We start from the raw sequence: 20,434 nt of genomic DNA on the forward strand, positions 1-20,434 counted from the left end.
AGTTCATCCGAATTATACGGGTGATTTCGCTAGCAGTTAGTTGATAAAGGCTATTCCTTTTTTACGTAGTTTCATCAAAAAATCCTAACCCGCTATGATCGCTCAATCTCCAGACACTGACCTAAAAGCACCTATTCAAGCGGCCTTCAGGCAACTGCGCGAACACGCCGCCGCAATGACCTTGACCACTGCGGCTGAACGGATCGAGCGTCTGAAGCGCATAAAAGCATGGGTGGAAGCACATAGAACCGACATCCACGCGGCGATGTACGCCGATTTTCGCAAACCATCGGCCGAAGTAGACCTGGGCGAGCTTACGGGGTTGATGGGCGATTTACGCTATACGATTCGCCACCTGAAGCAATGGATGAAGCCGCAGCGGGTTCCCACACCCCTGTCGATGGTGGGCACGAGCGGCTACCTGCAGTACGAACCCAAAGGCGTGGTACTGATCATTTCGCCCTGGAACTACCCGTTCGACCTGATGGTTGGTCCGCTGATTGCAGCCCTGGCGGCGGGGAATGTGTGTATGCTGAAACCGTCGGAGTTGACACCCAACACGGCGGCCCTGCTGAAACGCATGGTCAGCGACTTGTTCCCGCCCGAGGAAGTGGTGTTGTTCGAAGGCGCGGCCGATACAGCACAGGCCATGCTCGACCTGCCTTTCAACCACATCTTTTTTACGGGTAGTCCGGCACTGGGCAAGGTGGTGATGGCCGCCGCGGCCAAACACCTGGCGTCGGTGACACTGGAACTGGGCGGCAAGTCGCCGTTTGTGGTCGATGAAACCGCCAACATCAAGAAAACGGCCGAGATTCTGGCCTGGGCCAAGTATTTCAACAACGGCCAAACCTGCATTGCGCCCGATTACCTGCTGGTACATGAAGCGGTAAAAACGCCGTTGCTGAACGAGATAAAGGCGGTGGTCGATCGGATGTACGGTACTGATGCTGCCGCCCGCGCCGCCTCCGACAGTTATGCCCGGATTGTGAACCAACGTCATTTTCAGCGCGTCAAAGGGCTGATCGACGATGCCGCCCGGAAAGGGGCTACGGTACTCATGGGTGGCCGGACCAACGAAGCCGACAATTATGTGGAGCCGACAATGATTGATGGCGTGACCGACGAGATGCAGGTGATGCAGGAGGAGATTTTCGGGCCAGTGTTACCTGTGGTCAGCGTAAAAAATCTGGATGAAGCGCTGGACCATATCAACAGCCGCGAAAAACCGCTGGCTCTGTATATCCACAGCAACAAGCAGGCGAATATCGATTACCTGATCAACCGCACCTCAGCGGGCGACACGGTCATCAACGACGCCATGATTCACTTCACGCATTCGGAACTTCCCTTCGGTGGCGTCAATAACAGCGGTCTGGGCAGCTACCACGGCTACTTTGGTTTTCAGGAGCTTTCGCATCGCCGGGGTATCCTTCGCCGCCAGTTCGGCACTATGAATTTCCTCTTTCCGCCCTACACTGATCGGGTTAAGAAGTTCATTAGCTGGGCGGTGAAGTTCTCGTAGAATCGGCTAACCCCCAACCCCCTGAAGGGGGCTACTGCGCTGCTATCTAAATCGCGGAGCTTTAGCCCCCTTTAGGGGGTTGGGGGTTACGCTACTATAAATTAAGGCTGATACGGTCCGCCGGTTTCGCCCCAGCCCCATTTGGGAATGGGTTCGCTTTCGGTGATCGGGTTTTCGTCGATCTGTGAATTCAGCACGGCCAGGCGGCTGCCCCATTCCAGATAACCAACCAGCGCCGAGCGGAATTCCGGGTCGTCGGGCAGGCCTACTTCGTCGGCGCTGTCGAGTAGCAGGGCTAACCAGCGGCGGCGTTGCGTTTCGGTGAGGTGTTTGCCAATATGGTGGTCGATCATGCTGGCATGACTGCCGCCATCATTCTCCGTGTAACGCTTCGGTCCGCCAAACACTTCACCAATGAAGTGGGCCACATGCTGTGCGTGTTCGGTAGACATGTGCAGAAATACCGGAGCCAGTATCTCGTCCTGCGCCACTTTCGCATAGAAATGGGCCGTCAGTTGTTCCAGCCGGTCGTTTTCACCCGCCCAGGCGTAGAGTGTCGGAATGAGTTGTTCGTTCATTGTATTCAGGTTATGGCTCTCGCTAGGTAGGTTGCTGTCGCGCGGCCCTTCGACAGGCTCAGGGTGACAACGCACATCTAAATGTACATGACGAACCTGGGTAGGCTTGTCACCCTGAGCCTGTCGAAGGGCCGCGCGACAGCAACCTACCTAGCGAGAGCCAGATAATGATATTCAAGATACGACAACCTCACCCAGCGGCAAAAAATACACGTTTTACCCGTTCGCTGATGCCGGTAAGCACTTCGTAGGGAATAGTGCCCATGCGTTGCGATAGTTCAGTGACAGGTACGTTCGGGCCAAATAGTTCGACCGAATCACCTTCGCTGGCCGGGGCGTTCGTCACGTCGATCATGGTCATGTCCATGCAGATGCTTCCGACGGTGGGGCAACGTACCCCGTTTACCCACACCTCGCCTACCCCGTTGCCCAGTCGCCGGTCGTAGCCATCGGCGTAGCCCAGCGCGAGGGTGGCGATTCGGGCGTCGTGATCAACTACTCCGCGCCGACTGTAGCCGACGGTTTCGCCCGCCCGAACGGTTTTTATCTGGCTGATCGTGGTCGTCAACGTACCCACGGGGCGCAGCAACGACGGCTCAGTCTGGCTACTTTCAACGCCGTAGAGTCCAATGCCAAGCCGGACCATATCGAGTTTATAATCAGGGAACCGAACGATACCTGCTGAATTCAGCAAATGGCGCACAGGCTGGTAGCCAATGCCAGCCTCCAGAGTCGCCGTGGCCCGGCTGAATGTCTCGAACTGCTCCTGCGAAAAAGCGTTGAACCGGGACTCATCGGCCCCGGCCAAATGGCTGAACACGGTAGCGACCTGCATGAGCGGATGCGCGTTCAGGTACGTTATCACCATCGGCATTTCTGCTTCCAGAAAGCCCAGCCGGTGCATGCCCGTGTCGATTTTGAGGTGGCAGGCGGGCAGCGGGCCGGGCGCATCGGACCTGGGCTGCCGTTCAATGAAACCCGCCCATTCTTCGAGCAGGCGCAGGCTGTATAATTCGGGTTCGAGGCCGTTTTCAAGCAGGGTCTGGAAGGTTTCGGGCGACGGGTTCATCACCATGATGGGTAACGCGATGCCTTGTTGCCGCAGAAAAACGCCCTCGTCGGCATAGGCAACGGCTAGCCAGTCGACGCGGTGAAACTGAAGCAGCCGGGCTACTTCGGCGCTACCACTTCCGTAAGCAAACGCTTTTACCATCACCATGATCTTCGTTTGGCTCCCTACCCGCTCGCGATACTGGTTCAGGTTATGCGTCAGCGCGTCGAGGTCGATATGGAGCACCGTTCCGTGTACTTTTTGCTGGAGGCGATCAACGATACGCTCGAAACCAAATGACCGTGCCCCTTTGATCAGTACCACGCTGTCGCGGAACCCGTTGCGAAGGTGATGCGCTGAATACGCATCCAGAAACGTTTCTGTATCAGGATAGAAAAGGGTATTTCCCGCGAAAGAAGCCTTATTCCGACTTATCACCGGGCCGATTCCAATGATCTGTGATACCCCCTGCCGGGCCAGCAACTGCCCGATGAACGTGTACAGTTCGCCCTCGTCCTGCCCCGACTGCAGCACGTCGGATAGGATTACGGTTTTGTGGGTCCGGTTGCTTTGCTGCTTCTGAAAATCGAGGGCCAGCCGCAGACCAGCCACGTCGTTGTTGTACGAATCGTCGATCAAGACGCAGTTGTTGATGCCTTCTTTCAGCTCAAGCCGCATCGAAACGGGACGCAGGCGGGACACCCGATGGTTCAACTCCGTTTCGTTGCTGATGCCCAGGGTCAGCATTGTCACCACGCAATGCGTCAGGTTTTCGAGCGAAGCCGGGTCGGTGAATGGCGTACGAATACGCCAGATACGTTCGTCGGCGGTGGCCGTAATCGTCAGTTCGTCGCCCTGCACAGTGGTCAGGTACGTTGCGCCGGTACGCCCCTCGCGCGACCAGGCTACCAGTTCGCAACCGGGGTTTACGGCGGTTAACAGCATTCCAATCTCGTCGGCTACCTCTTCCTGATCAAGCGAATACACGAGCGTGGCGACACCAGTGAACAACCGCAGTTTTTCGGCTATTTTCTGCTTTCTGGTTTTAAAGCCTTCATCATGAGCCGTACCAATATTGGTAAAAATGCCAATCGTTGGCTTGATGACCGCCTCCAGCGCCGCCATTTCGTGGGGCCGGGAAATACCGGCCTCGAAGATGGCCAGGGTGTGCGTTTCGTTCAGTTGCCGAACCGACAGAGGCACGCCGATCTGCGAATTATAACTCTTCGGACTGCGTACGACAACGTACCCGGGCGTACTCGACGGCAGGCTGGTTACGGGACCAGTGAGCAACTGGGCGAGCCACTCTTTCACGATGGTTTTGCCGTTACTACCCGTAATACCGATGACCGGAATTGAAAATGACGCCCGGTACTGTGCCGCCTGCGCCTGCATGAAGGCTACCGTGCTGGGTACGTTAATAAATTCAGCGTCAGCATATTGTTCCTGGTCAGGCACGAGCTGCTCGACGACAAACTGCCGCACGCCCCGACGATAGAGTTCACCTATATAGTCGTGCCCGTCGTGGTGGTCGCCACGGATTGCGAAGAAAACACCCGGCCCAGGTACAATAACCTGTCGCGAGTCGGTAAGCCAGAAAGGAGTCAATGACATGTACGAAAAGTATCCTGAAGCTCCAGCTTCGGGAGTAAAAAAGTGTACGTTATTTTCTCCCGAAGCTGGAGCTTCAGGCTACTTGTCACATCCAGCCGCGCCTTCTGAAGTAGATGACCATGCCCATGCCGATAGCGAACATGACGCCCAGCGCCCAGAAGTAGCCGGTGCGGGTGTGAAGTTCGGGCATGTTGTCGAAGTTCATGCCGTAAATACCCGCAATGAATGTCAACGGCATAAAAATGGCCGAAAAAATGGTCAGCGTTTTCATCACCGAGTTCATCCGGTTGCTGGTCGTTGAAAGGTACACGTCGAGCAGGCCGGGAATCAGTTCGCGGTAGGCATCGAGCGTTTCCACCACCTGATTGACGTGGTCGAGCAGGTCGCGCAGGAACGGCACCGTTGTGGGGTGAATCAGGGGCGAATCTCCCCGCAGCAACACACCGATCACGTCGCGCAGGGGTTGCACGTAACGGCGCATGAGGGCCATTTCCCGCTTCAGAGCATACAGGCGAGCCAGCGTATCACGGCCGGCAACGTCGCGGATGATGCGATCTTCGATATCGTCCAGCTTTTCGGCCATGCCTTCCATGACCACAAAGTAATGATCCACCACCAGGTCCATAGCGGCGTAGAGCAGGTAATCGGCTCCATTGCGCCGGGTTTTGCCGGCCGACAGTTTAATTCGCTCCAGCACCGGCTCAAAAATATCGGCGGTACGCTCTTCCTGAAACGAGATTAGAAAATTGGACCCAAGTACCAGGCTCACATGCTCCGCGTCGATTTCCTGCGTCCGCACGTTGTGATGCAGCATTTTGAGGGTAACGAACACGACCGGCGAACTGGCTCATGTGTCTTCATACAGGTCAATTTTAGGCTTCTGCTCCGTGTTCATCACATCTTCGAGCAGGAGCGGGTGCAGCCGAAACTGCGTGCCCAGCGCCCCAACCACGGCCGCTTCATGAATGCCATCAATGTCGAGCCAGAGTACGTGTGGTACCTGTTCTTTAGGCAGTTGACAGGCACTTAACTTGCCCGACTCGTCGATCAGGTAGTCTTCTTCGTTGTACTCGACCCGTTTGATCCGGGTCGCGTGCTTTATTTCCTGACCGACGTAGGTCAACGTACCCGGCGACGTACCTACCGGTTTTTTCGAAACTTTATAGCGATGCCGTGCCAATTAATTCGTGCTTAAACCTTACTGCCTGTACAACGTCAAACCGCAAATATCGCTCTTAAATGAACAGTCATGTAACGCGGACTTTAGTCCGCATTTTTTGTAATTAAAATGCGGACTAAAGTCCGCGTTACGTTATGAAACCTTACCTGCTTCCATTGTTACTGCTTTCCGGTATGCTGTATCTATCATGCAGCAGTGGTAAAACGGCTTATAAACGCGGCGATTATGCCGGGGCCGTTCAAAAAGCCAGCCAGCGACTGAAGCAGAAACCAGGCCTGAGCCGCCGGGGTCACGAACTGGCCGAATTGGTTATTGAGCGGGCGTTTGTGGCGGGATACGAGCAACACCAGTCCATCATTCGCCAACTCACCGCTCAATCCAATAAGCCGTTTCGGTGGGAAACCGTTTTTGCGGAATACGATATCCTCCAGAAAATGGCCAGCGACGCCCGACAGGCAGCATCCGGCGCCGAATGGCTGGCAACGTACCCAGCCGATTATAGCCGCCAACTGGCCGAAACGCGTCAACTGGCGGCTGAAGAACGATACGCCATCGCCGAAGAGGCGTATGCCTACCGGGAAGTGAACCGCATGGCCGCCCGAGACGCGTATGAGCAGTATCAGAAGGCCATTTCGTGGGTTCCCAACTACCGGGAAGCAGCCCGGAAATCGCTGGAGACGCTCCCCTACGCCATACTCCGCGTGCTCGTGGAACCGCCCGTACTGACGCCGGAACTTGATCCGTCGGAAACGACAGAGTTGGGCCAATCCATCTTCACCAGCCTACAGACCGCCAACAAGCCTTCGCCTTATGTGCATCTGCTCGATCCGAACCAGGCCGAAATTGCCGTTGATGGCGCGTACAGGCTATACGATGGCTTTCCGGTCAACGAAGTAGTGCAGGTGGCCGTTCGTGACTACAAACCGTATAGTAAGCGCTTCACGGCAACGTCGACCACGGTGGAGAGCGATAAGCTGTATAAAGTAGGAACGAAGCGGATCAACGACTCAACGGTGGTCGACATCATGGAGAAGGTGAAAGGCACGCTGACGCTGCACACCCAGTTCATCGAGGCCAGCATGTCGGTCGAGTTACGGGCAATAGACCTGAAAACCAACCGGATTATCTGGACCGATTCCGATCATGAGAGCACTGGCTGGCAAACGCAGTGGGAAACATTTACCGGCGACAAACGCGCATTGAACGACCACCTGTTGCTAATGGCTACGGGCATTCCTCCCTCCCGCCGCGACCTGTTCAACGGCCTTAGTAGCCGCCTGGGTAGCTCTGTTGTGGGTACGTTGCGCCAGCGTTACAAAAAATTGTGATTGCCCCAATCCGTAACGGGACCGCTACTTTTCTCCCTGCCAGTTTAGCCCGTTGGATAAATGGCAACGTTCCCGAGAACGTTTGCATGAATAAAAAGCGGTAAACACTTCTGTATATAAAATTGGCGGTATAACCTTACGTCGCCAACGTGTTGATTGCCAGAATCCCCCATCTGCATTTCATCAAGAAAAAGTCTGTTTTGTACAATTCCTGCTCCGCTTATCGCGACTGAGCCAGGTACGTTACTTGTTCGTTTTTAATACGCCCGCTTACTTTATTATGCACCAATCTTTCCGATATACGTATGAACGTTAGTCAAATGGAACTTACGGCCTCGCACCCGCTGGCCCTGCCCGTTGGGGTTACGCTTGACCGGTACATCATGCACCGGCAAACGGCATTCCCCTATGCTACTGGTGATCTGTCGCAACTACTGCGCGACATAGCTCTGGCCGGAAAAATCATCCATCGGGAGGTGAACCGGGCGGGCCTGATTGACTTGACGGGCGGTATGGGCGTTCAGAATGTGCAGGGCGAGAGTCAACAAAAGCTGGATATGATTGCCAACATCCGGTTTTGCCGGGCATTGAAAAACGGCGGCGAAGCCTGCGCCATCATTTCCGAAGAAGATGAAGACATCATTTTTACGGGTAACAAGCAGGGCAAGTACGTGGTCGCCATCGACCCACTTGATGGGTCGTCTAACATCGATGTCAACGTATCCATCGGCACGATCTTCTCGATCTACCGACGTATAACCCCGATAGGCAGCGAACCCACGATGGCCGACTTTTTGCAGGGCGGTCGTCGGCAGGTAGCCGCCGGATATATTCTGTACGGTTCATCGACGATCATGGTATACACCACCGGGCACAGCGCCAACGGGTTTACCTACGACGCCTCGCTCGGTGAATTCATCCTCTCACACCCCGATATTCACAGTCCGGCGGATGGACAGATTTATTCCTGCAACGACGGCAACCTGGACAGCTACGAAGACGGCGTCCGCCAGTACCTGACGGCCTGCCGGGCGAAGCAGTACACCGCCCGCTACATCGGTTCGCTGGTGGGCGATTTCCACCGGAATCTGCTCAAGGGGGGCATTTACCTCTACCCGCCCACGAAGAAAAACCGCGACGGCAAGCTTCGTCTGCTCTACGAAGCATTTCCGCTGGCGTTTCTGGCCGAAAAAGCGGGCTGTCTGGCTTCCACAGGCCACCAGGCGGTACTCGACATCAAGCCGACGAGCCTACATCAGCGCGTTCCGCTCTATATTGGCTCGCCCGTCATGGTCGAAAACCTGATCGGTATGCTCGCCTGACAAATACAGTTGTAGAAAGACGTAGTTACTATGATTGATTACAGATTGCTTATGCGGTCTGTCTCTTCCATGATATGAAGTAGATCAGCGGTATACTTATTTTCTTTTAAATACTTTATCCAATAAGACAGTACTCGAGTGCATGAAGGTTTTCTCGCTTTTAAAACATTGAACAATTGCTGAAAATTTTCAGAAAAAGGGTCCGTATTTTCGCTTTTCGATGTTTTGGAGAGTTTTCGAAGCTTATCGAAATCATGAGGTAATCCATAGTCAGTCAGTGAAATAGTGACCTCATCGGCGGCCATTATTATCCACTTTTCTACAGCGGGACATATATAGATCAGAAAATGAAAACGGTGTCGGTGTTTTAATAAACGCAGTGAGCCAGGTACATTATAAATTACGTCAAACGCTTCGGCATAGTGCCGATCCTGCACATCTTCATCAACGATGCCTAAAGCAAATTCATTACTGAGCTTTTCGTCCATTCGTTTCAAGACGTTGGTACCTTTCTGATGGTTGTATTTTCCACGGGGCGGTACCAATGTTTTGATCAACTTAGTGTCGATGTAACATTCTGGCAATACGTGTAAATCCGACTGCTCTGCCATCAGACGGGATATGATTCGCCGTTAAAAAAAAGATCTACGCCAAACTTACGAACCTCATGAAGTTCATCATGCGTGAGTGGTCTGGCCACCGTTTGCCCATCTTTAAAATCGACCATAAAAATAGCCAGATCGTCTATGGCATTATCAAGCATGTCATTCACAATCAAAGGACTATGCGTAACTATAAACGTCTGGTTAGTTTTTGACCCGATTACTTCCTGCGTAAACTCACTGATGTAAGGCGGATAGGCATGTGCTTCTGGCTCTTCAAAAAGAAGCACTGAATTCTCGTTAGAGGCAATCGCTGTTTTGTAAAAAATAATCCGTTGCAAGGTATCTGCTACGGATGAGTATGGCAGCAAAAACACTTCATCATTATTACTATTCTTCTGAATTTTTAATGATTGGCTAACCGTGTCTAATACCAATCGAAGACCATAATCTCTAAACCAACGAGCATAAAGTTGGCGCAACTCAGGCATTAACTGAAGAATATATAGTAAATTATTGCCTAATGGCGGGTACAAAAATGGGGTGTCATATTCTTTATAATTAACTGATTGATTAAATATATAGGGCTTAATACTTACGAATCTTGGCTTTTCAACAATTCTTAATCTTGCTTGCTCTGAGACATACGTTTTTGAAACTTTCAGTTTCGAATCAATATTAGTATATGCTCTGTAAATAGTATGGTCACGAGTAGATTTTTCTTCAGCATTTCCTCTCTTCACTATATCCGTTATAATAGATATACTGCCACTTTCTCTTTCAAAAGAAAAATTACATGATTCTAAAGTATTGGGGCTAGCCTTACGACTAAGTCTAATCCCAGATCCTTTATTGATTACACCACTATGAAACAGTTCTCGCAGATTTTGTAGTCTGATGATATCTGTAAACTTCTTAGAACCGCCCCAAACATATGGAAGACTAAATAACGACAGTGCCTCCAGCATATTTGATTTTCCAACATTAGGTCGACCAATAAAAAGATTGATTCGCTTAAAACCAGTTAGCTTCAAATCCCTGATGGATTTGAAGTTTTTTATTTCGATCTGATCGATGAAATGATCCATGCGGCGAATGTAGTAGTTCGACTAAGCTTACAATAAACCTATAAGATCTGTAAAGAGACCTTATAGGTTTGGGGTTGGCAACATCAATACGCCAGCACGGGGGCTAACCAGCGCTCTACGTCTTCCAGCGGCATGTCTTTACGGTGGGCGTAGTCGATGATCTGATCTTTGTTTAGCTTTCCGGTGGCGAAGTATTTCGATTCGGGGTGGCTGAAATAGAACCCACTGACCGACGAGGCCGGATACATAGCGAAACTTTCGGTAAGCACGATACCCGCCCGGCCCGCGTCGAGCAGGTCGAATAGGGTGGCTTTTTCGGTATGGTCGGGGCAAGCGGGGTAGCCGGGCGCCGGCCGGATTCCCCGGTACTTTTCTTTGATCAGCTCTTCATTGCTCAACTGCTCGGTGGCGGCGTAGGGCCAGAACTCTTTCCGGGTACGTTGGTGCATAAGCTCCGTAAACGCTTCAGCCAGGCGGTCAGCCAGGGCCTTCACCATGATGCTGTTATAGTCGTCATGTTCGCGGTCGTACTTCTCGATCAACTTTTCGATGCCGATACCCGCTGTAACGGCAAAGGCACCGATGTAATCCTGACGACCACTGTCGAGGGGAGCTACAAAATCGGCGAGGCACAGGTTGGGCAACCCCGCCGCTTTCTGATTCTGCTGCCGCAGGAAGTGCAGCACCGTTTTGGTGTCGAACAGTAGTTCTCCCACTTGTGTTGCCTCGGCCTGCGATTGCAAACCACCGCTCGCGGCCCGGCTTATTTTGTACTCGACATGCTGATGCGAACCGTGACGTTCGCAGGGAATGTCGCGCGTGATGGTCTCATACTCATGAATCAGCACATCGTCGTCGGTGGCATTGGCGGGGTAAAAACCAACCACCGCCTTCGCGCTCAGCGACTTATCGCGGATGATCTGATTCAGGAGTTCATTGGCATCGTTGAAGAGTTTTTTCGCTTCTACGCCTACTACTGCATCCTCGAAAATGGCGGGGTACTTGCCACTAAGTTGCCAGGTCTGGAAGAAGGGTGTCCAGTCGATGTATTTGGCGATCTCGTCGAGCGGGTAATCATCGAAGTAGCGATTGCCCAGGTACGTTGGTTTGGTTGGCTCAAAGTTCGACCAGTCGATGGGTACGCGGTTATGCCGGGCTTTTTCGATGCTCAGCAGGTTTTTCTCTTTCTGCCGTTTGGCGTGCTCCTCCCGCAGTTTAGCGTACTCGGCCTTGATGTCGTTGAAGATCAGGTCGCGCGTTTCCACTTCGTTGCTCGTAAGGCGACCCGCTACAGGTACGCTCCGGCTCGCGTCGAGCACGTGAATGACCGGCCCCGAGTAGTGCGGATCGATCTTGACGGCGGTGTGAATCCGCGACGTGGTGGCACCACCGATGAGCAACGGCATGGTGAATCCCTGCCGTTCCATCTCTTTGGCTACGCCTACCATCTCGTCGAGGGAAGGCGTAATCAGGCCGCTGAGGCCAATGATGTCGACGTTGTGTTCGCGGGCCGCGTCCAGAATTTTCTGGGTGGGCACCATCACGCCCAGGTCAATGATTTCATAGTTGTTACAGCCCAGCACCACGCCCACGATGTTTTTACCAATGTCGTGCACGTCGCCTTTTACGGTAGCCAGCAGAATTTTTCCCGCACCGGCTGCTTCGCCAACCTGCTTTTCGGCTTCGATATAAGGCGTTAGATGCGCTACGGCTTTTTTCATCACCCGCGCCGATTTTACCACCTGCGGCAAAAACATTTTGCCTTCGCCAAAGAGGTCACCCACCACGTTCATGCCGTCCATAAGCGGGCCTTCGATCACGTGCAGCGGACGTTCGGCCTGCTGGCGGGCTTCTTCCACATCGGCATCAATAAACTCGGTGATGCCTTTGATCAGGGCGTGTTTCAGGCGTTCGCCTACGGTACCGCTCCGCCAGGCATCGTCGACAACGACTTCTTTGCCTTTGGCTTTTACCGTTTCGGCAAAGGTCACCATGCGTTCGGTGGCGTCGTCGCGGCGGTTTAGCAATACGTCTTCAACATGCTCGAGCAGGTCTTTCGGAATATCATCGTAGATACCCAGTTGACCGGCGTTCACGATGCCCATGTCCATGCCCGCCCGGATAGCGTGGTACAGGAAGGCCGAGTGGAAGGCTTCCCGGACGGGTTCGTTGCCCCGGAAACTGAATGAAATGTTTGATACACCGCCGCTCACTTTGGCCAGTGGCAGATTCGCTTTGATCCAGCGGGTAGCGTTGATAAAGTCAACGGCGTAGTTGTTATGCTCCTCAATACCGGTGGCAACGGTCAGGATATTCGGGTCGAAAATGATGTCCTGAGGGGCAAAATCGACTTTATCGACCAGGATGCGGTAAGCCCGTTCGCAGATTTCGATGCGCCGTTCGTAGCTGTCGGCCTGGCCATCTTCATCAAACGCCATGACTACTGCCGCCGCGCCGTAGCGTTTCACCAGGTTTGCGCGCTCAATGAAGGCTTCCTCCCCTTCTTTCAACGAAATGGAATTGACAATGGCTTTCCCCTGCACGCATTTCAGCCCGGCTTCGATGACTTCCCACTTCGAGGAGTCGATCATGACGGGTACGCGGGCAATATCGGGTTCGGCGGCGATCAGGTTCAGGTACGTTGTCATCACCTCAGCCGAATCGAGCATGCCTTCGTCCATATTCACGTCGATCACCTGCGCGCCATTTTCCACCTGCTGACGGGCAACGGCCAACGCCGCTTCGTAATCACCGGCTTTGATGAGCCGGGCAAAAGCTTTAGACCCGGTCACATTCGTCCGCTCGCCGATGTTGACGAAGTTGGTCAACTCCGTAATCTTCAACGGTTCCAGTCCACTCAGCTTCTGGTAGGGTTCGGGCGTGGGTTTCGGGCGTGGCTGGAAACGGGCGGCGGCGCTGGCAATGGCCCGGATATGATCGGGCGTAGAGCCGCAGCAACCACCGATGATGTTGATGAAACCATCGCGCATGAAGCCCTCCACCTGGGCAGCCATCATCTCCGGCGTTTCATCGTATTCACCAAATTCGTTGGGCAGGCCTGCGTTCGGGTAAGCCGACACAAAGAAGGGTGCTTCCTTCGCCAGCGTCTGAATGTAGGGGCGCATGGGTTCGGCCCCCAATGCGCAGTTCAGGCCTACGCTCAACAGCGGCAGGTGCGATACCGAGTACAGGAACGCCTCGGTGGTCTGACCAGACAGGGTACGTCCCGACGCATCGGTGATCGTACCGGAGATCATGATGGGAAGAGGCCACCCCACCCCCGTCCCCTCCCCGTTAGGGAGGGGGGTACGCTCGGTCGTAGCTGTTAGCTTTATCTTCTGATCCGATATAGCTTGTTCAATTCGTTTCAGAACCGCTCCTAACGTATCAAGCACTTCGTCATTTGTAAAGCGAATCACTTCGAATCCGTTCGCATTTAGATATTCCGTTCTAATTTCATCATACTCGCGTTGTTCGTCGTGGATTTCACCATCAACCTCAATAACCAACCGGTATTCAATTGAGACAAAATCGACAATAAACTCCTGAATGGCGTGTTGGCGCCTGAATTTCACGCCTACTATTTTCTCACCTCTGATCTGTTGCCAAAGTGCTTCCTCAGCTTCTGTCGAACTTTTACGATTTGCCCGCGCAAATTCTTTTAGCTGTTTCCAACGAGCCTCGTCTGTGTGATAGAAGGGAGCATTGTTGTAAACAATGGGTTCGGTCGATCCATCAGACATAGCCTCCGGCAATGCCTTTACCCCCCTCTCTAACGGGGAGGGGCTGGGGTGTTCGGCGAAGTATTTGTCGATGGCAAACAGCGCTGCTTTGGCGTTGAGCGTATCGAAAATTGTTTCAACCAGCAGAATATCAGCCCCTCCGTCAACCAGACCTTCTACCTGTTCGTAATAGGCATCCACCAGTTCGTCGAAGGTAACGGCCCGGTAACCGGGATTATTTACGTCGGGCGAAAGGCTGGCGGTACGATTGGTTGGACCCATTGCACCAGCCACAAACCGTGGTTTATCCGGGTTTTCGCGCGTGATCTCGTCGGCCACTTCGCGGGCAATCCGGGCTGATTCGTAGTTCAGTTCATACACCAGTTCCTCCATGTGGTAATCGGCCATGGCAATGCGGGTGCCGCTGAAGGTGTTGGTTTCAACGATATCGGAGCCTGCTTCGAAATACTGGCGATGGATTTCCCTGATAATGTCAGGACGTGTAATCGACAGCAGGTCATTATTACCCTTCACATCGTGCGGAAAATCGCGGAAGCGTTCGCCCCGGTAATCGGCCTCGGTGAGGTCATACCGTTGAATCATAGTGCCCATGGCACCGTCGAGGACGAGAATTCGCTGTTGGAGGAGGTCAGAAAGGTGTTGCAAGGGAAGCCAACTTTTTCGTGAAATAAGTCAATAGCAAAAGGCCTTGACCCGGAAAAATACAAAAATACGCTTTATTGGGGATTGTCCGAACAATGACAAATTCACTGTAGTTTTGCCGCCTATCGCAACAGAGCAAGGCATTTTTCTTTCCTCGCTCCATTTTTTTAGCCGCGTCGCAGAGTTTACGTGTTTACACAAGACTCGGTTGACCCTCAAACTTATACACTACAGTGAAACTGGCTGCTATTGACATCGGTTCCAACGCCGCTCGTATGCAAATTTCGACAGTGCTGACCAATGATGACGTGATTAGTTTTAAGCGGGTCGAATATGTCCGCTTTCCACTCCGGCTTGGGCACGATGTTTTCACGCACGGCGCTCTGACGCCAGAAAGCGTTCAGCGGACGGTAAAACTGATGCAGGCCTATAAATTATTGATGGAATTGCATGAGGTTGAAGCGTTTATGGCTTGCGCTACGTCGGCTATGCGCGAAGCAACCAACGGACGTGAAGTGGCCGATCTGGTCAAATTGCGGTCGGGTATACCCATTCAGATCATCGACGGGCAGAAAGAAGCGGAGTTGATCAATAACGTGGTGGTACTGGCCCTCGACGAACGGCAGACGCTCCACATCGACGTTGGTGGCGGAAGTACAGAGCTGAACCTATACATAAATCGGAAAAAACTGGCGTCGCGCTCGTTTAAAATCGGATCGGTCCGGTTGCTGGAAGGCAAAGACATGCGCAGTACCTGGGCCAAAGTAGAGGCCTGGATCGCCGAAAATGTTGACCATAGCCAACCCATTGTGGCTGTTGGTACGGGCGGAAACATCAGTAAACTGTTCAATCTGGTCTCTAAAACAAGCGACACCACCACAACGCTGTCGGAGATTATTCGGATGCGTGACTACATTGCCGGGTTCAGCCTTGACGATCGGATCAATAAACTGCGCCTCAACGCCGACCGTGCCGATGTGATTGTCCCGGCGGCCCAGATATACATATCGGCCATGCAATGGGCCGGTGCTACCGATATTGCCGTGCCTGATTTAGGGCTGAAAGATGGCATTCTACAAGTCGTTTACCAGCAACTAGCCAAGTAAGCCAGTCAACTACGTACCTTGACTTACCGGATTCGGGTAGCCGTAATCGTCAGACAGGTTGTCTCGCAGGGAGTTGTTGCCTGAAGGCCAGCGTCGAGTGAATTGATGGTCTGTCCCGGTAGATCGAGTTGAAACTGCATTACAGGCAACCCGTTAAGATTTGGGGCAATCGTGGAGCCGGCCAGCAAAAATGCGTCGGAGTCGTTCTGTGCTGCATTGGCCCCGGCTCCCTGATTCCAGCCAGTAAGCTGATACCCTTTCCCATTAACTGTCAACTGTTTACTGGTTGAATTGAATTGCTGCGTTGTCTGGTCGGAGCCGATCACCACGAAATAAGGTACGTTGTAGTTAAGTTGTAGCGTTGGCCCCGACTGGAATCGGTACAATCCCTGCGCATCACTCGTTGCGGTGGCCAGCCTGACACCCGAAGCCGAATAGAGCGATAGTTTAACACCCGCCAGAGGGAGTTCTGCCGGGTCCTGAACGCCGTCGCCATTTGTATCCACCCAAACCCGGTTACCAATTGAAACGGGTGCGGCCTCGCATAACGCGTTGATCTGCCCAAGGCCATTGGAGGCACCAAATGTTGAACGAGGCTCCGTAACGACAGGGCTGATAGCATCGCGGTAGACCTCATACCGGCGAAGCAGATCACCGTTCTGCATGTCGAAAAAAGCCGTTCCACCCGACCAGGTTGCGAGGGGATTAAACACGTTGACGAAGAGGTTGTCCAGGCTGGGATTACTGAGTAATGACCCGGCAAACGTTTCCTGATTCAACATGCCAAACTGTTCGTTGCAATAGAACTCGCCCGCCATAGTTGTGTTGTTTGGTGCGGTGTAAACAGGTCCCTGCCCATTATTCACGCCACAACCGGAGTTCGATCCCGACGAGCCGTCGGCCTCCAGCAGGTACGTTCCGCTCACCAGCGCAGCTCGCAGTAAATCACCGCCCGTATACCCACTGTATACAGTCGTGGGCGTTGGCGAGGTCTCGGTTGGGGCAAGCTGGTTACGGGATGTCTGGTGGCCGGTACGGTCCATCAGGCCCAGCAGGATTGCTCCTTCCGCATCGAATCCAATCGACGACAGAATCGGTTGGGGACGAACCACCCGCAGAATCTGGGGCGATGTAGCTGCGTTCAGCACGTTGGTCTGATAGTCAGACCAGGTATCGCTCCACGGCTCCCAGTATTCACCAAGCGATGAGGTGGCATCGGCAACGGCCCATCCTTTCCGGTAGCCGAGGGGGACAACCAGAACAGGTGTTTGATCGAACGTGTTGGTGGCCAGGTCAAAGGCGTAAACGCAGGCTTTCAGGTCGGCCCGATTCCGGCTAACCGATGCGTCGTTGACGGCACCGACATACAGTTTACCATGGTAATAGGTAACCGCCCAGGGTCTGTTTACGCCCGTGGTGAACGATTGCGGAATCGTGTAGCTCGTAAAATCATCGGGAATCAGGGAGGTAGCCGACCGAAGGGGCGCACCAACATTCACGCTCACCAGCTTTTTTTCATACAGATTTATCACCCAAAGCTTGTCTTCGCGGGGTGTGAACGTGGCCCCGCCCAGCCCCACTTTACCAACCAGTGGAAAAGCGGCGGCGTCGACACTGGCAGTAGTAAATGACTGAGGAAGCGTTCGTGCCGCCAGCGTTGCCAGGTCGGTCGGTGAGGCCAGTGTAAGGTACTGACTGGCATCAATATAGGCCGTAGAGGTAGCCGCAGTTGGGTTGGTAATGTAGATACCACCCAGACCAAGCGGCCCAAGTGCAGCGTGCCGTTTCAAAAAGCCAACGCTAATCAGTTTATTGCTCTGGCGTTGTAATGCCGTAGCCCAGACAGTCCCCAAATCCGCTCCAACAGCAAGCTGGCCGGGCATTTCCTGAGTGGTCAGGGGCTGTCCTTCGGCCGTAAACGGATAGGTAACCAACGTACCTGAGGCCTTCAAGGCACCGGTTTGATACACCGGCGTGACCAGGAGCGGTGCAGCCTGGCAATATTCGGCGGGGTCAGTGAGTCCGTAGGTGAGGGTGGCAGGTGCCTGCACGAATTGAACGTCGCTGCCAGCCAGTGCTCCGGGCGAATCATAGGTATAGAGCGGCCTGCCTGAAAACTCAAGCCGGACCTGCTTGCCGGGCGTAATCAGGGCAGATGAGAACGTGAATGACCCGTCGGTGGCAGTGGTTGTAGTAAAAGGCTCTGTTACACCAGCTACGTACGCGCTCACCTGAATAGCCGGTACGCCCAGTTCCGTTGGCGCTGTGTTCGATTGCTGCCCATCCCGGTTATAGTCGCGGTATACAGTGCCGGTTATCTGGGCAGACGCTGAATGACCTAGCAACAACAACCCCATGATTACCAACAAGCTACGTGCAGAACGCGAAGCCATTGATCGGGTTATTGCGCCGGGAAGGGCACAAACGTACCCGACCGGAGCAGCTAGTCCAGTTATCATAAAATCATACATTTACAGGTTCTGGAAAGGGTCTAATCGAAAATCGTGCCAAAATGTATAGTAGACTACCAGTCCTATAAAGTATCGCTGTAACTAAAAACTTCCAGCTAACATTTGATGCTCATAACCCACCGCAACGGGTTATCTTTGTTCCGCCTATCCGTCTATATGTATCAGATTCAAACCCATTATCCTGGCCGGGTCCGTTCCATCCCTGCCTTCAGCGAACCCGGTTTTTTCTTTAATGAAGAAGCCCAGTTGCGCCAGCAGGATAGCGGTTCGTTCCACCTGCTCACGGCCCTCAATACGCACACCGCCCAGGCAGATGCACGGTGTGCCGTTTTTGTAGACAATGAGTTGGCTATCAGCCCCAAACTAGCTCCATTTGGTTCCGTCGAATTTGTAAGCGCCTTACCCGAAACCACCCTGATTGACCTGATCGATACGCTGGAAAACGAGGTGGGCCGGATGGGCTTACCCGTTCTTCGTCTCACCAACTACCCCCACTGTTACGCCCCCCAGCAGTCTGACCGGCTACAGCGCGAATTGCTGCGACGGGCCTACCGCAAGGTCGATGAGTTAACCAATTTTCATATTGCTATTACGCCGGAGCCATTACCCGCGCGGATGCATCTGTCGGAGCGGCGGCGGCTGGCGAAATGCCTGAAGGCTGGTTTTAAGGTAAGTCACTGGACCGATGCACCTATCGAAACGGTGGTACAGTTCATTCAACGTAGTCGGCAGCAGCTTGACTATCCGCTGACCATTGCTCCTGAACGACTGGCTTACCTGCTCTTGAATTTCCCCGATCAATATCAGGTATTCGTTGTTCGCGACGGAGCCAGCATTGCCGCCCTAACCGTAGCGGTGCGCGTCCGCCACGATATTCTTTATAATTTTCTTCCCGCCGACGACCTGGCTTACCGCAGCTACAGTCCAGCGGTATTGCTTACCCAGGGACTGTATTCGTACTGCCAGCAGGCAGGAATTACGTTGCTTGATCTGGGCGTTTCGGTGGATGAGCAGCGCCAGCCCAAACCTAGCCTGATGCAGTTCAAACGCAACCTCGGCGCGCAGGAATCGCCCAAAACCGTGTGGGAGAAACGTTTTTAAACGGCTGACATAACCCTTTACCCAATGGCTACCTTTCGCAGCACCGAGTCGATGACTTGCAGCGAGGTAACCCCGTCGGCTTCGGCTTCGTAGTTGAGCAACACCCGATGGTTGAACACGTCGGGGCAAACTTCCTTGATATCTTCGGGAAGAACATAATCGCGCTGATCGAAATAGGCGACTGCTTTGGCCGCCAGGTTCAGGTGTATGCTGGCTCGTGGCGAGGCACCATACTGAATGTAGCGGGCTTCGTCGCGCAGGCCGTATTCGAGCGGACGGCGGGTGGCAAAGACCAGTTCGATGATGTATCGCTCCAATGATTCAGAGATATTGACGCGGTTTATTTCGTCCCGAATCGCAAATACGTCTTCCTTATCCAACAGCGGCTGCACTTCGTAGTCAAAGTTCATATTCGACATCCGGCGCATCACCAGCAGTTCATCTTCGCGGCTCAGGTAATCGACAAAGACCTTCATCATAAACCGATCCACCTGCGCCTCGGGCAGTGGGTACGTTCCCTCCTGCTCTACCGGGTTCTGCGTGGCCAGCACCAGAAAGGGCCGGTCGAGAATGAAGGTTTCTTCGCCAATGGTTACCTGCTTTTCCTGCATGGCCTCCAGCAATGCCGACTGCACCTTGGCGGGCGACCGGTTGATCTCATCGGCCAGAATCAGGTTAGCAAAAACGGGACCTTGCTTTACTTCAAACTCAAAGGTCCGCTGGTTGTAAATCATCGTTCCAATCAGGTCGGCGGGCAACAAATCAGGCGTGAATTGAATGCGCTGAAAATCAAGCTGCAACACCTTAGCCAGCGTGTTTATTGTCAGCGTCTTGGCCAGACCGGGAACGCCCTCCAGCAAAATATGGCCACCCGTAAACAGACCAACCAGGAGCCGGTTGACAAGTCGATCCTGACCAACAACAACTTTGCCGATCTCGATACGCGCCTGATTGATTTGCGAATGGTAGGACATGGGGAGGATGTTTAAGGGTTCAAAGTTTAAGGTTTAACGTTGCTTGACTGTCGAACCGTTAGTTTCAATAGCGGAGCAACGTTAAACCTTAAACTTTGAACCCTTAAAC

General features: G+C 53.3%; 12 protein-coding genes and 1 pseudogene. 5 read left to right on the forward strand and 8 right to left on the reverse strand.

The window, feature by feature from the left end:
* The first annotated feature begins 94 nt into the window (after positions 1-94).
* A complete protein-coding gene (locus ACFE8Q_RS08205) occupies positions 95-1,525 on the forward strand; it encodes an aldehyde dehydrogenase family protein (RefSeq protein WP_375444885.1) in 1,431 nt (476 codons plus the stop codon).
* Positions 1,526-1,626: 101 nt separating this feature from the next.
* Here the strand turns inward: ACFE8Q_RS08205 and ACFE8Q_RS08210 are convergent, their stop codons facing one another.
* The 3 genes and pseudogenes from ACFE8Q_RS08210 to corA form a co-directional block, all read right to left on the reverse strand.
* Positions 1,627-2,103, reverse strand: coding sequence for a group II truncated hemoglobin (locus ACFE8Q_RS08210; RefSeq protein WP_375444886.1), 477 nt, complete (start codon positions 2,101-2,103; stop codon positions 1,627-1,629).
* A 190-nt stretch (positions 2,104-2,293) separates the two neighbouring features.
* Entirely contained in the window at positions 2,294-4,768 is a 2,475-nt protein-coding gene (locus ACFE8Q_RS08215; RefSeq protein WP_375444887.1) for a bifunctional UDP-N-acetylmuramoyl-tripeptide:D-alanyl-D-alanine ligase/alanine racemase, read from the reverse strand.
* Positions 4,769-4,853: 85 nt separating this feature from the next.
* Positions 4,854-5,948: pseudogene (gene corA / locus ACFE8Q_RS08220) on the reverse strand (magnesium/cobalt transporter CorA).
* A gap of 134 nt (positions 5,949-6,082) precedes the next feature.
* Here corA and ACFE8Q_RS08225 point away from each other — a divergent pair.
* Complete coding sequence (locus ACFE8Q_RS08225) at positions 6,083-7,276, forward strand: hypothetical protein (protein WP_375444888.1); 1,194 nt, start codon at positions 6,083-6,085, stop codon at positions 7,274-7,276.
* Between the two features lie 320 nt (positions 7,277-7,596).
* Positions 7,597-8,598 carry a class 1 fructose-bisphosphatase gene (gene fbp / locus ACFE8Q_RS08230; protein WP_375445153.1) on the forward strand — a complete coding sequence of 334 codons (1,002 nt, stop codon included), beginning with the start codon at positions 7,597-7,599 and terminating at the stop codon, positions 8,596-8,598.
* A gap of 38 nt (positions 8,599-8,636) precedes the next feature.
* On the opposite strand, the gene ACFE8Q_RS08235 is transcribed toward fbp, so the two are convergent.
* The 3 genes from ACFE8Q_RS08235 to metH all read right to left on the reverse strand — a co-directional run bounded on the left by ACFE8Q_RS08235 (position 8,637) and on the right by metH (position 14,676).
* The gene (locus tag ACFE8Q_RS08235) at positions 8,637-9,209 is read right to left on the reverse strand and encodes a hypothetical protein (protein WP_375444889.1); all 573 of its coding nucleotides are present in this window, start codon (positions 9,207-9,209) and stop codon (positions 8,637-8,639) included.
* The gene (locus tag ACFE8Q_RS08240; RefSeq protein ID WP_375444890.1) at positions 9,209-10,288 is read right to left on the reverse strand and encodes an AAA family ATPase; all 1,080 of its coding nucleotides are present in this window, start codon (positions 10,286-10,288) and stop codon (positions 9,209-9,211) included. The genes ACFE8Q_RS08235 and ACFE8Q_RS08240 overlap by 1 nt, the downstream gene beginning before the upstream one ends.
* A gap of 83 nt (positions 10,289-10,371) precedes the next feature.
* Positions 10,372-14,676 (reverse strand): methionine synthase, encoded by a 4,305-nt coding sequence (metH, locus tag ACFE8Q_RS08245; RefSeq protein WP_375444891.1) that lies wholly within the window; start codon positions 14,674-14,676, stop codon positions 10,372-10,374.
* 230 nt (positions 14,677-14,906) lie between these two features.
* On the opposite strand from metH, the gene ACFE8Q_RS08250 reads away from it, so the two are divergent.
* Positions 14,907-15,779 carry a Ppx/GppA phosphatase family protein gene (locus ACFE8Q_RS08250; RefSeq protein WP_375444892.1) on the forward strand — a complete coding sequence of 291 codons (873 nt, stop codon included), beginning with the start codon at positions 14,907-14,909 and terminating at the stop codon, positions 15,777-15,779.
* Positions 15,780-15,802: 23 nt separating this feature from the next.
* Here ACFE8Q_RS08250 and ACFE8Q_RS08255 read toward each other — a convergent pair whose 3' ends face one another.
* Complete coding sequence (locus tag ACFE8Q_RS08255; RefSeq protein ID WP_375444893.1) at positions 15,803-18,238, reverse strand: SdrD B-like domain-containing protein; 2,436 nt, start codon at positions 18,236-18,238, stop codon at positions 15,803-15,805.
* A gap of 168 nt (positions 18,239-18,406) precedes the next feature.
* On the opposite strand from ACFE8Q_RS08255, the gene ACFE8Q_RS08260 reads away from it, so the two are divergent.
* Positions 18,407-19,351 (forward strand): GNAT family N-acetyltransferase, encoded by a 945-nt coding sequence (locus ACFE8Q_RS08260; RefSeq protein WP_375444894.1) that lies wholly within the window; start codon positions 18,407-18,409, stop codon positions 19,349-19,351.
* 17 nt (positions 19,352-19,368) lie between these two features.
* Here the strand turns inward: ACFE8Q_RS08260 and ACFE8Q_RS08265 are convergent, their stop codons facing one another.
* Complete coding sequence (locus ACFE8Q_RS08265; protein WP_375444895.1) at positions 19,369-20,325, reverse strand: AAA family ATPase; 957 nt, start codon at positions 20,323-20,325, stop codon at positions 19,369-19,371.
* Between the last annotated feature and the right edge of the window lie 109 nt (positions 20,326-20,434).

The organism is uncultured Fibrella sp., from assembly GCF_964250085.1.
Taxonomy (GTDB): domain Bacteria; phylum Bacteroidota; class Bacteroidia; order Cytophagales; family Spirosomataceae; genus Fibrella.

Excerpts from the sequence above, each read along its gene's own strand:
- ACFE8Q_RS08205 (WP_375444885.1), top strand. The coding sequence starts at position 95 with ATGATCGCTCAATCTCCAGACACTGACCTAAAAGCACCTATTCAAGCG.
- ACFE8Q_RS08210 (WP_375444886.1), bottom strand. The coding sequence starts at position 2,103 with ATGAACGAACAACTCATTCCGACACTCTACGCCTGGGCGGGTGAAAAC.
- ACFE8Q_RS08215 (WP_375444887.1), bottom strand. The coding sequence starts at position 4,768 with ATGTCATTGACTCCTTTCTGGCTTACCGACTCGCGACAGGTTATTGTA.
- ACFE8Q_RS08225 (WP_375444888.1), top strand. The coding sequence starts at position 6,083 with ATGAAACCTTACCTGCTTCCATTGTTACTGCTTTCCGGTATGCTGTAT.
- fbp (WP_375445153.1), top strand. The coding sequence starts at position 7,597 with ATGGAACTTACGGCCTCGCACCCGCTGGCCCTGCCCGTTGGGGTTACG.
- ACFE8Q_RS08235 (WP_375444889.1), bottom strand. The coding sequence starts at position 9,209 with ATGGCAGAGCAGTCGGATTTACACGTATTGCCAGAATGTTACATCGAC.
- ACFE8Q_RS08240 (WP_375444890.1), bottom strand. The coding sequence starts at position 10,288 with ATGGATCATTTCATCGATCAGATCGAAATAAAAAACTTCAAATCCATC.
- ACFE8Q_RS08255 (WP_375444893.1), bottom strand. The coding sequence starts at position 18,238 with ATGATAACTGGACTAGCTGCTCCGGTCGGGTACGTTTGTGCCCTTCCC.
- ACFE8Q_RS08260 (WP_375444894.1), top strand. The coding sequence starts at position 18,407 with ATGTATCAGATTCAAACCCATTATCCTGGCCGGGTCCGTTCCATCCCT.
- ACFE8Q_RS08265 (WP_375444895.1), bottom strand. The coding sequence starts at position 20,325 with ATGTCCTACCATTCGCAAATCAATCAGGCGCGTATCGAGATCGGCAAA.